This is a genomic window from Citrobacter sp. Cf125 (genome assembly GCF_030333935.1).
GTDB classification, from domain to species: domain Bacteria; phylum Pseudomonadota; class Gammaproteobacteria; order Enterobacterales; family Enterobacteriaceae; genus Citrobacter; species Citrobacter freundii.
In genome coordinates, this window is sequence record NZ_JAOWEY010000022.1 from 1,222,546 (window position 1) to 1,234,698 (window position 12,153).

10 protein-coding genes are annotated in these 12,153 nt (G+C 52.9%); all 10 read right to left on the reverse strand.

Annotation, left to right across the window (positions count from 1 at the left end; all coding sequences use genetic code 11):
* Positions 1–39: 39 nt before the first annotated feature.
* The gene (locus tag OGV89_RS10100) at positions 40–1,074 is read right to left on the reverse strand and encodes a Gfo/Idh/MocA family oxidoreductase (RefSeq protein ID WP_016150754.1); all 1,035 of its coding nucleotides are present in this window, start codon (positions 1,072–1,074) and stop codon (positions 40–42) included.
* 63 nt (positions 1,075–1,137) lie between these two features.
* Complete coding sequence (locus OGV89_RS10105; protein WP_003037736.1) at positions 1,138–2,679, reverse strand: peptide MFS transporter; 1,542 nt, start codon at positions 2,677–2,679, stop codon at positions 1,138–1,140.
* 300 nt (positions 2,680–2,979) lie between these two features.
* The gene (gene der, locus OGV89_RS10110; RefSeq protein ID WP_003037733.1) at positions 2,980–4,452 is read right to left on the reverse strand and encodes a ribosome biogenesis GTPase Der; all 1,473 of its coding nucleotides are present in this window, start codon (positions 4,450–4,452) and stop codon (positions 2,980–2,982) included.
* A 117-nt stretch (positions 4,453–4,569) separates the two neighbouring features.
* Complete coding sequence (gene bamB, locus OGV89_RS10115) at positions 4,570–5,748, reverse strand: outer membrane protein assembly factor BamB (RefSeq protein WP_003838454.1); 1,179 nt, start codon at positions 5,746–5,748, stop codon at positions 4,570–4,572.
* A gap of 10 nt (positions 5,749–5,758) precedes the next feature.
* Positions 5,759–6,379, reverse strand: a complete 621-nt coding sequence (locus tag OGV89_RS10120) for a YfgM family protein (protein ID WP_003037727.1) — start codon at positions 6,377–6,379, stop codon at positions 5,759–5,761.
* A 13-nt stretch (positions 6,380–6,392) separates the two neighbouring features.
* The gene (gene hisS, locus OGV89_RS10125) at positions 6,393–7,667 is read right to left on the reverse strand and encodes a histidine--tRNA ligase (protein WP_267454545.1); all 1,275 of its coding nucleotides are present in this window, start codon (positions 7,665–7,667) and stop codon (positions 6,393–6,395) included.
* Between the two features lie 110 nt (positions 7,668–7,777).
* Entirely contained in the window at positions 7,778–8,896 is a 1,119-nt protein-coding gene (gene ispG, locus OGV89_RS10130; protein ID WP_003838451.1) for a flavodoxin-dependent (E)-4-hydroxy-3-methylbut-2-enyl-diphosphate synthase, read from the reverse strand.
* A 26-nt stretch (positions 8,897–8,922) separates the two neighbouring features.
* Positions 8,923–9,915, reverse strand: a complete 993-nt coding sequence (gene rodZ, locus OGV89_RS10135; RefSeq protein ID WP_003847106.1) for a cytoskeleton protein RodZ — start codon at positions 9,913–9,915, stop codon at positions 8,923–8,925.
* Positions 9,916–10,199: 284 nt separating this feature from the next.
* Positions 10,200–11,366 carry a dual-specificity RNA methyltransferase RlmN gene (gene rlmN / locus OGV89_RS10140; protein ID WP_003037713.1) on the reverse strand — a complete coding sequence of 389 codons (1,167 nt, stop codon included), beginning with the start codon at positions 11,364–11,366 and terminating at the stop codon, positions 10,200–10,202.
* A 268-nt stretch (positions 11,367–11,634) separates the two neighbouring features.
* Entirely contained in the window at positions 11,635–12,066 is a 432-nt protein-coding gene (ndk, locus tag OGV89_RS10145; RefSeq protein ID WP_003037710.1) for a nucleoside-diphosphate kinase, read from the reverse strand.
* Between the last annotated feature and the right edge of the window lie 87 nt (positions 12,067–12,153).

Sequence of the window (12,153 nt, forward strand, 5' to 3'; positions counted from 1 at the left end):
CAGAAAATGTATTGCTGCTTTTATTTTAACACCATGCGCTTAATGTGGCCCACGTAACTGCTGCTGCAATGTTAACAGGCACTCCACTTCTTCCAGCCTGCGCAGTGTCGTTTGGCTCACCTCCTGCGGACAACGTTCAAACAAACTTTGCGCTCCCAGAATTTGCTCAGCGAGACAATGGGCGTAAATCGTACCAGTAATGCTCCAGCGTTGTACCACCTCGCCGTCAATCACTTCCAGTACATCTTCTGTACCGCGTCGGTCATGGCTGATAATACGTCCGTCACGCAGATAAAGCCGCAGACCTTTTTGCCCACCAGCTGGCCCCGCATATTTGTTGAGCCAGATATCCAGTGGAATGCCGCTAATCTGCCCCTGAAGATGCGCCTCGCCTTCTGCCGTGGTCAGGTCACTCTGGGGGATATCACGTCCCAGACGGTCTTTAGCACTCACTAACCGCAGCACCATCTCATTATTCCCTCCCAGATACCGTACCGTTTCCCGCAGCATTGCTAACACGTGCGTACCGATATCCAGAATCACGCCATCCGGGTGGCGAAGCTCACGCGTGTCCGGTTCACCGGTGGCAAAGTTAAGCGCTATCGGCTCCCCTGCAGCGTTAAATCCACTTGGCTCCTGCAAAAAACCTTCGATTTTCACAATCTCGGCAAAAGTGCTGACCAACCCTCGTTTCACCGTTTCGATGCGCGCCATCCAGTGGTCGAGTGCCAGTACACGATCGGCGGCTCCTGGTTGAGCCAGCAGCATTTTCAGTTTTTCAATTTGGGAGAGCGTGGCGACAATAGGTTTTTCAACCACGATACGTGCGATGGGAGAGGCCAGGGCCTGTTCAAGCACCTCAAGGTGATGCAAGGATGCGGTCGTGATGAACAGGGTATCAAGAGGCTGAGTAAGCAGCTCTTCGAGCGACGTACAACGCGTCACGCCTGCTGGCTGTTTTGTGGGTTGAACATCAAACCCCACACAGCGTAATGAATCACCGAAGAGGCTACGTAATGCGGGCAAGTATGCCGTTTCAACGACTGCGCCCAGCCCAACAAACCCTAACAGCATGTTCTCACCTCAAAAGTTGAATTACCGGGGCATAACGTCTGCCCCGGCATCATCGAGGTGCTATCAGGCGCTAGTTGCCGGTTTAGTCTGTGTATTCTCCAGCATGCGACGAATCGGAACAATGAGAACGATCAGTACCGCGGCGCAGATAAGCAGCGCAATCGAGCAGCGCGCGAAGAGATCTGGCAGCATATCAAGCTGGTCGGCCTTCACATGACCACCAATCAGACCCGCGGCCAGGTTACCCAGCGCACTGGCGCAGAACCACAGACCCATCATCTGTCCACGCATTCTTTCCGGTGCCAACAGCGTCATGGTCGCCAGACCAATTGGGCTCAGACACAGCTCGCCGAGCGTAAGCATCAGGATACTGCCTACCAGCCAGAATGGAGAAACACCCGCGCCGCCATTTGCCAGCACGTCTTGCGCCGCCAGCATCATCACGCCAAAGCCCGCCGCTGCGCAGAGAATGCCGATGACAAACTTGGTGATACTGCTTGGGCGAATATTCATGCTCGCCAGTTTTGGCCACGCCCAGCTGAATACCGGGGCCAGCAGAATGATGAACAAAGCGTTAATCGACTGGAACCATACTGCCGGGATTTCAAAATCGCCGATCATACGGTTAGTGTAGTCGTTGGCGAACAGGTTGAACGAGGTAGGTTTCTGCTCAAAGGCAGACCAGAAGAACGCAGCGGAAACCAGCAGGATAAAGCAAACCAGCAGCCTGGCGCGTTCTTTACGGTTCAGCCCCGCAAAGACGAACAGATAGATAAAGTAAAGCGCAACTGACGCGGCAATCACGTACACCAGCATGCTGGCAACCGCGACCGGGTTAATCACAATCACTCCCTGCGCAATCAGGGTAACAACAATTGCTACACCAACTGCCAGCGCCAGCAGCCACGCGCCCACACCATTACGTTTCACAACCGGGCTGTTCCAGGTCGAGTCCAGGCCCACTTCGCTATCGTAGCGTTTCATCGCCGGAACGGCAAAGATACGGAAGATGAGCAATGCCACCAACATTCCGATACCACCGATACCAAAACCCCAGTGCCAGCCGTGAGTTTTAATCAGCCAGCCGGAGATCAATGGCGCGATGAAGGAACCCAGGTTGATACCCATGTAGAACAGCGAGAAACCGCCGTCACGGCGCGCATCGCCTTTTTTATACAGCGTACCCACCATCACCGAGATACAGGTTTTGAACAGGCCAGAACCGAGCACAATGAACATCAGGCCAATAAAAAACAGGTTGTCACCCATGATGGCCGAGAGTGCAATCGACAGGTGACCAAGTGCTATCAGGATGGAGCCATACCACACCGCTTTTTGCTGACCAAGCCAGTTATCCGCCAGCCAGCCACCTGGCAGCGCAGCAAGATACATGGTACCGGCAAAGATACCGACAATCGCCGAGGCATTTTCACGCGCCAGTCCCATGCCACCGTCATAAACGGTAGCCGCCATAAACAGGATCAGTAACGGACGAATGCCATAAAACGAAAAACGCTCCCACATCTCAGTAAAGAACAATGAGCCGAGCGGATAAGGATGACCGAAGAAAGTTCGGCTTTCTTTTTGATTAACAGAGGATTGCATAATTCTCCCGAAAGTTATGTCGTCGTGCGTGTAAACACCGCGATGTACGCCGACCAGTTACGTAGCTGGTCGATTTTTTACATGCGGCGAAGATTTATTTAACCATTTGATAACCTGGCAGTAGTTTTGTCTAGTACCAACCGGGGGACTTTAAGATGAAAACTCGACAATTGTCTACTTTCTTAGATTTAAACTTGGTAAAAAACGAATAGTGATTGACATTGCGCGGGCTGAGGTTGACGTTGGAATAACGAAAAAAAACCCGCGACAAGCGCGGGTTTTCATCTGCATCAGCAACGATTACTTGCTTTTTTTAATGTGTTTAATCAAACGCTTACGTTTACGCATCTGAGTCGGAGTCAGCGTATTGCGTTTGTTGGCAAACGGGTTTTCCCCTTCTTTGAACTGAATACGGATCGGCGTGCCCATTACGTCCAGAGATTTGCGGAAATAGTTCATCAGATAACGCTTGTAGGAATCCGGCAGGTCTTTGACCTGGTTGCCGTGAATCACCACGATTGGCGGGTTATAACCGCCCGCGTGGGCGTATTTCAGCTTCACACGACGACCACGCACCAGTGGCGGCTGATGATCTTCTACTGCCATGGTCATGATGCGCGTCAGCATCGCGGTGCTCACGCGACGGGTGGAGCTGTCATACGCTTCACGGACCGATTCAAACAGATTACCCACACCGCTGCCGTGCAGCGCAGAGATAAAGTGTACGCGTGCAAAATCAATAAAGCCCAGACGGAAGTCCAGCGTCTCTTTGACCTGCTCTTTTACTTCCTGCGTCAGACCATCCCACTTGTTCACAACGATAACAAGTGAGCGCCCACTGTTGAGGATAAAGCCCAGCAGCGACAGGTCCTGATCGGAAATCCCTTCGCGCGCGTCAATCACCAGCATCACCACGTTGGCATCTTCAATCGCCTGCAGCGTTTTGATAACTGAGAATTTTTCTACCGCTTCGGTAATTTTGCCGCGCTTACGCACGCCCGCGGTATCGATAAGCACATATTCGCGCTCATCGCGCTGCATCGGAATATAAATACTGTCACGCGTGGTCCCCGGCATGTCGTAAACCACCACACGATCTTCGCCAAGAATACGGTTAGTAAGTGTGGACTTACCTACGTTCGGGCGACCCACGATCGCCAGTTTGATCGGCAAATCCTGCGGATTGAAATCATCTTCAGGCTCTTCTTCGCCATTTTCTTTGGCTTCCAGCTGCGCCCAGTATTCCGCGTCTTCGTCGACTTCTTCCTGCGGAGCAACGTCATCCATCCACGGCAGCAGAACATGCTCCAGCAGGCTGAGAACGCCACGACCATGGGACGCCGCGATCGGATAAATTTCACCCAGACCCAGAGAGTAGAAATCAACAACCGCCTGGTCAGGATCGAGTCCGTCAGTTTTGTTGGCTACCAGGAACGTCGGTTTCTGGCGCGAGCGCAGATGTTTCGCAATAGCTGCATCCGCTGGCATCAGGCCAGCACGCGCGTCCACCATGAACAGCACAACGTCCGCTTCTTCGATAGCCAACAGCGACTGTTCCGCCATACGGGTTTCAACACCGTCTTCGGTGCCATCAATACCGCCGGTATCAATACAGATAAACTCGCGGCCTTCAATTTCCGCACGACCGTACTTACGGTCACGAGTCAGACCCGGGAAATCCGCAACCAGCGCATCTCGGGTGCGAGTTAGACGGTTAAATAACGTGGATTTGCCAACGTTAGGGCGCCCGACAAGCGCGACCACAGGTACCATGTTTAAAGCCTCATTTAAAAAATCATCAGACAACGGGCACATTTTTGCTCCGTTGTTAAAAACAGTAAAACGGCCCCTGCACCAGGAGCCGTTTTTCAAAGCGAGCGGCCGCGACGATTAACGCGTAATAGAGTACAGCGTACCGTCTTTCGCCTGGATCAGCAGTTTACCATCAGCAGAGACCGGCTCGGTCAGGAAACCTGAGCTGTCAACTTTCTGCTGGGCAACAAAACGGCCATCGTCAACGTTAATCCAGTGCAGGTAGCCTTCGCTATCACCGACGACCAGATTGCCGTTATACAATACCGGGGACGTCAGCAGACGGTGCAGCAGATCGCTTTGCGTCCACAGCGTCACGCCGCCATCGGTGGTCAGTGCCAGCACGCGATCGTTCTGGTCAACCAGGTAGATACGGTTACCGTCGACGATGAAATCATTCACCGAGCCCAGTTCGCGTTTCCACATGATCTGACCACTGCGCAGATCCAACGCCGTCAGGTTACCATTATAAGCCAGCGCGTAAACAACGCCATTGACGATAACCGGCGTGGTATCAACGTCGCTCAGACGATCGATTTCCGTTGGGCCTGTCGCCTGAGAGATACGCTGCTGCCAAATCATCTGGCCCTGCTGCATCAGCACAGCGCTTACGCGACCGTTATCACCGCCAACAATAGCTGCGCCAAAGGCGGTTGCCGGAGCGGATTCGCCACGTAGAGACAGAGAAGGCATGTCGAGGTTAACGGTCCATTTGATGGCGCCGTCGGCTTCGTTTAAGGCCTGCAACTGACCGTTGCTGGTGTGGATCAATACCACGCCATCGCTCACAACAGGACGAGACAGCGCTTCACCAGCGACTTTCGTCTGCCATGCGGTAGTACCGTCACTGGTGTTCAGCGCATAAACCTGTGCTTTTTCACTGCCGATATAAACATGACCGCCGGCCACGGTTACACCGCCAGAAAGCTGTGCAGATGCACGGGAGAACCAGCCATCTTTCTCACCCAGATTCACAGACCAGACTTCTTTGCCGTCGCCTGCGTTCAACGCTTTAACTACACCAGCGCGAGAGGCAGCATAGACAACGTTATCCGCCAGCGCAGGATGAAGATTGGAATAGAAATCACCAATACCGTTTCCTACAGAGGTGCTCCATTCCGTAGACGGAGTAAACTGGTTTTCAACCACCGGTAATGGGGACATCTTAACGACATCTTCTTCGCCACTAAACAGTGAACAGCCGCTCAATAGGGTAACGGAAAGCAGCCCTGGCAGAAGTAATTTACGCAATTGCATCGGGTCCCTCTCAGATGGACAAATTATTGATTTTCATCTGCATCATTTCGCTCAGAGCAGGAGAGGCATCGCTTTTCACACCCGCTTCCCATGCGCTACGCGCACCTTGTTTGTCGCCTTTACTCAACAACGCTTCACCACGCAGATCGGCAACAATGGCCGCCCACCCTTCACCTTTAATGGTTTCGAGTGTTTTCAGCGCGGTATCAGCCTGTTTAAGCTGAACCTGAACACGAGCCAGACGCAGGTTTATCACTGCTTTGAGATTTTCATCGCTGGTCGCAGCCAAGCCTTGTTGCAGTTGGCTTGCGGCTTTCTCAAGTTCATTTTGGTCAACAAACTGCTGCGCCAGTTCCAGTGAAGCCAGCGCGCCATAGGTATTTTTATTCTCTGCAGCAAATTTCTCAGCGGCAGGAATGCTGTCCGGTTTACCCGCGCTAACCGCAGTTACCGTATTTTGATACGCCAGAGAAGCAGAGCGTGCGGACTCCGTCTGATGGCTGGTCCAGTAACGCCAACCAACCAGCGCGCCAACCCCTAAAATGATCCCAACAGCCAGCGCCTTGCCGTTTTCAGCAAAGAAGCGTTTTACCGCATCAACCTGGTCGTGTTCGTTCTCGTAAATTTCCACGCTGTCCTTCTCCTTAGCCCAGTAAAGTGCGCAAATGCGCGGCAACGCTATCCTGCGCTACTGCCGTTTGCTCACCAGAGCGCAAATCCTTCACTACAACAGTACCGTCAGCCACTTCGGACTCGCCCAGTACCAGTGCAACGCGGGCGCCCCACTTATCGGCACGGGCAAACTGTTTCTTAAAGTTGCCGCCACCGTGGTTTGTCATCAGTTTCACACCAGGAACTTCATCGCGCAGACGTTCTGCAAGCGTCATTGCTGCCGACTGCGTGTCCGCCCCTGAAGCGACCAGGTATATATCGACAACAGGATCTGCGTTAAATTCCGGATTAACTGCCTGAACTAACAAAACAAGTCGTTCCAGACCCATAGCAAAGCCCACGGCAGGCGTTGCACGACCGCCAAGTTGCTCTACCAGACCGTCGTAACGACCACCGGCACACACGGTACCCTGAGAGCCCAGGCTGCTGGTGACCCACTCAAATACGGTGCGGTTGTAGTAATCAAGACCACGAACCAGACGCTGATTGACGGTGTAGGCAATGCCTGCGGACTCCAGCAGTTTGCACAAACCCGCGAAGTGCTCGCGCGAGTCGTCATCCAGATAGTCGCCCAGTACAGGCGCGTCGTTGAGCAGCGCCTGTACTTCCGGGTTTTTGGAGTCGAGAACGCGCAGCGGGTTGGTGTACATACGGCGCTTGCAGTCTTCGTCCAGTTTCTCTTTGTGCAGTTCCAGGTAGGCAACCAGCGCATCACGGTAGTTAGCGCGGGCTTCAAGCGAACCGATCGAGTTCAGCTCCAGGCTGACATGCTGAGAAATACCCAGCGCGCGCCACCAGCGAGCGGTCAGCATAATCAGTTCTGCATCGATGTCCGGGCCTTGCAGGCCAAACACTTCGACACCCAGCTGATGGAATTGACGATAGCGTCCTTTCTGCGGACGTTCGTGGCGGAACATCGGCCCGATATACCACAGACGCTGTTCCTGATTGTACAGGAGACCATGTTCGATGCCGGCGCGTACGCAGCCCGCAGTCCCTTCAGGACGCAATGTCAGGCTGTCGCCATTACGGTCCTCAAAGGTATACATCTCTTTTTCAACCACGTCGGTGACTTCACCGATCGCGCGTTTGAATAACGGGGTCTGCTCTACAATCGGCAAGCGGATTTCACTGTAACCGTAGCTGCCGAGCACGTTTTTAAGAGTGCCTTCAATGCGCTGCCAGATGGCGGTTTCGCCAGGCAGATAATCGTTCATGCCGCGAATGGCTTGAATGTTTTTTGCCACGTTTATTCTCTTTATGAATATAAAAATGAACCCTCAGCGCTAACCCGAACAATGCGGGCGCCATGCGGGTTCAATCATACACGGGAAGCATGCCGCTTCCCATCACGTTGTTATTTTTCAAGCTGCTGCACGTCGATACGACGCGCTTCGTCCAGAATACTTGCTTTGGCACGAATGCGGGCTTCAAGCTGCGTAATCATGTCGTCGTTATCGAGTCTGTCCTTACGCACGCCGTCTTCATACAGGCCGCTTTTCTTGTTACCACCCGTCACGCCCAGCGTAGAAACCAGCGCTTCACCAGGGCCGTTTACTACGCAGCCGATGATCGAAACGTCCATTGGCGTAATGATATCCTCCAGGCGTTGCTCCAGCGCGTTAACCGTACCGATAACGTCAAACTCCTGACGCGAACAAGTTGGGCAAGCGATGAAGTTGATCCCGCGCGCGCGAATGCGCAACGATTTCAGGATATCGAAACCAACTTTGATCTCTTCCACCGGATCGGCCGCCAGAGAAACACGCAGCGTATCGCCGATCCCTTCAGATAACAGCAGGCCAAGGCCGATCGCGGACTTCACCGAACCACTACGCAGGCCACCAGCTTCGGTGATCCCCAGATGCAACGGTTGATCGATCTGTTTCGCCAGCAGGCGATAGGATTCTACGGCGAGGAAAACGTCAGACGCTTTAACACTAACTTTGAATTGATCGAAGTTCAGACGATCGAGGTGATCCACGTGGCGCATCGCGGATTCCAGCAGCGCCTGAGGCGTCGGTTCACCGTATTTTTCCTGCAGATCTTTTTCCAGCGATCCGGCGTTGACACCGATACGGATAGGAATATTTTTATCACGAGCGCAATCCACCACCATGCGAATACGCTCTTCACTGCCGATATTACCTGGGTTAATACGCAGGCAATCAACGCCGTATTCCGCCACCTTCAGTGCGATACGATAGTCGAAGTGTATATCGGCAACCAGCGGGACGTTAACCTGCTGTTTGATAAGCCTGAACGCTTCTGCGGCATCCATTGTCGGTACAGAGACACGAACAATGTCTGCGCCTACGCGTTCCAGCGCTTTAATCTGATTAACCGTCGCTTCCACGTCCGTGGTACGCGTATTAGTCATAGACTGTACGGCGATGGGCGCACCATCGCCGATCGGCACGTTCCCAACGTAAATGCGTGTCGATTTTCTACGTTGAATTGGAGCCTGGTTATGCATTAAAAAATCTCCCGCATTGCCGTCTGTTACTGAGCCGGTGATTGTTCGGCATTAACGGTCAGACGCGCAACCTGGTTAGTTCTGATAAAACGACTCAGATCGACAGGTTTACCCTGGAACTGAATCTGCACTGCCGCCGGAGCACCAATCTTCAGTTTGTACGGTGCCTGACCGGTCAAATTCAGATTGCCATCTTTACGCTGCATCCCGCTGAACAGTTTTTTACCGGTCGCATCGGTGACTTCCAGCCAGCAATCTGCGGTAAAGTTCATCACCAGCGCGTTAGGATCGGCTGCAGGTGTAGTCACACCTGCCTGATCGGTCGGCAGCGGTGCCGCGGTAGCTGGCGCTGTGGTTGCAGTATCGACGTTAGCCTGAGAAGGGGCAACGACGGCGTTTTGTTGCGCATCAGCGGCGGGTGCCTGAGCCGCTGCGGTATCTTGTTGCGCTGGCGCTGAATCCGTTACCGCGCCATTTTCAACAGCCGACGTGGTATCCGGGCTTGCTGCAGCGCTGGTATCTAACGGTACATTCTGCGCACCCTCTTTACCGGCATTCAACTCAGCGGAGGATTGATCGGCCATGGTGGTGATCTCTTCCTGCTGCGCTTTATGGTTCTGCCACCACCAAGCGCCAGTCAGTCCGACAACGACAAACAGTACCAGCCAGGTAAAGGTCATTAACCAGCCGTCGCGTTTCTTACGACGCTTACCGAGCGAGAAGCTCTGCATCGGTGCGACTTTGGCAGGACGAATCGGAGCCTGTTTTTCCAGCCCTGGCAACAGTTCTTCTTCAGGAATATGCACCAGACGCGCATAAGAACGGATATACCCGCGCAGGAATGTTGAAGCGAGATCGGCTGGCGCCTTATCTTCTTCAATATCGCGTACCGTGGAGACCTTCAGGCAAAGTCGCTCCGCGACTGCCTGCTGGCTGAATCCGAGTTGTTCACGGGCATTGCGCAGACGAATGCCGGTGGATAGTGTTTCATTTTTGTCGTGCGTGGCTTCAGTATTCATTCGCTACAGCTGCGTAATATTTGGGTTCTGATGCCGGCGAGCCACAATGCTCACCCACACCGCGAAACATCTGGTCAGTTAACCTTCGTCAGACAGTATAAAACGGTCAGACTATCAATGACAAAACGGCGTAAACCTGAGGGCTAAACACTTGTTACGCCGTTACATACTGCCTTAAAGTCGACAAAAACGCACCGTTATTATTGACCTGACGACGACAACAAAAAACCTCATATGGCTTACGTTGCACTACGGTACAAGAATTATACCGTAGTGCGCCAACATCAAACGGTCTTAATGTCGATAGCGTCGCCCTGCATACGCTTACGCAAAGTACGCTTGGTACGGTCGATAACGTCGCCCGCCAACTGACCACAGGCTGCATCGATGTCATCGCCACGTGTTTTACGCACAATGGTGGTGAAACCATAGCTCATCAACACTTTGGAGAAACGATCGATACGGCTGTTAGAACTACGGCCATACGGCGCGCCCGGGAACGGGTTCCACGGGATCAGGTTGATCTTACACGGCGTATCTTTCAGCAGCTCTGCCAGCTGATGCGCGTGTTCAGTGCCATCATTGATGTGATCTAACATCACATACTCAATGGTCACACGGCCCTGGTTAGCGTTGGATTTCTCCAGATAACGACGAACCGCGCCAAGGAATGTTTCGATATTGTACTTTTTGTTGATCGGTACAATTTCGTCACGAATTTCATCGTTCGGCGCATGCAGAGAAATCGCCAGCGCGACGTCAATCATATCACCCAGCTTATCCAGCGCAGGGACAACGCCCGAGGTGGAGAGCGTGACGCGACGCTTGGACAACCCAAAACCGAAGTCATCCAGCATGATTTCCATCGCCGGCACTACGTTGGTCAGGTTGAGCAGCGGCTCACCCATCCCCATCATCACCACGTTGGTGATAGGACGCACGCCCGTTGCTTTGACCGCGCCGACGATTTTCGCCGCGCGCCAGACCTGGCCAATGATCTCCGATACCCGCAGGTTACGGTTAAAGCCCTGTTGCGCCGTAGAGCAGAATTTACACTCTAATGCGCAACCGACCTGTGAAGAAACACACAGGGTCGCACGATCGTCTTCCGGGATATACACCGTTTCAACGCGCTGATCGCCAACAGCGATAGCCCATTTGATCGTACCGTCAGAAGAACGCTGCTCTTCCACCACTTCCGGGGCGCGAATTTCAGCTACTTCTTTCAGCTTGTTACGCAGCACCTTATTGATGTCAGTCATGTCATCAAAGTTGTCGCTGCAATAGTGGTACATCCACTTCATGACCTGATCGGCACGAAACGGTTTTTCGCCCATCTCTTTGAAGAATTCGCGCATTTGCTGACGGTTCAGATCCAGCAGGTTAATTTTTCCATTTTTATTTGGAACCGCAGGAATGACGACTTCAGAGGTGTTAACTAATTCAGACATAATTTTTTCCGGCCTCGTTGTTACACGTTGTGGCCCGTGGAGGGTTAAAAAGAAACGCCCCGGCAAGCGATCTGCTCTTCCGGGGCGTTGCATTGTACAAAGTCTGGCGCAGGGATGCCACGTTTGCACGAAGCATTAGCGAAAATAATATGTAAAGGAAGATCGTAGGCCTGATAAGACGCATCAGCGTCACCATCAGGCAAAGCAGAGCCGGATGCGCTAAACGCTTATCCGGCCTACACCACTGCGACGTGCAAGACGCAGGAGATTAGCGAGTGCGCGGGCAAACCTCACCTTCACCAAAGAAATAGGCGATTTCGCGCGCCGCTGACTCAACGGAGTCGGAACCGTGAGTACCGTTCTCGGTGAAGCTGTCAGCATAGTCTGCACGCAGAGTACCGGCCAGCGCATTCGCTGGGTTGGTTGCGCCCAGCAGATCGCGATGACGCTGTACGGCATTTTCGCTTTCCAGAACAGAAACAACGATCGGACCAGAGGTCATGAATTCAACCAGACCGTCAAAGAACGGTTTGCCATCGTGCTCAGCATAGAAACCACGCGCCTGCTCAACGGTCAGGTGCAGCATTTTAGTCCCGACGATTTTGAACCCTGCTGCTTCAAAGCGCGCAAAGATGCTCCCAATAACGTTTTTTGCCACCGCGTTTGGTTTGATGATGGAAAAAGTACGTTCAATAGCCATGATAACCTCTGTAATGTGTTCTGTTGTTGTCTATATAGATGTACGACCTGGCGCGGATTATAAAGAGCATCCCGGCAATTGACTATT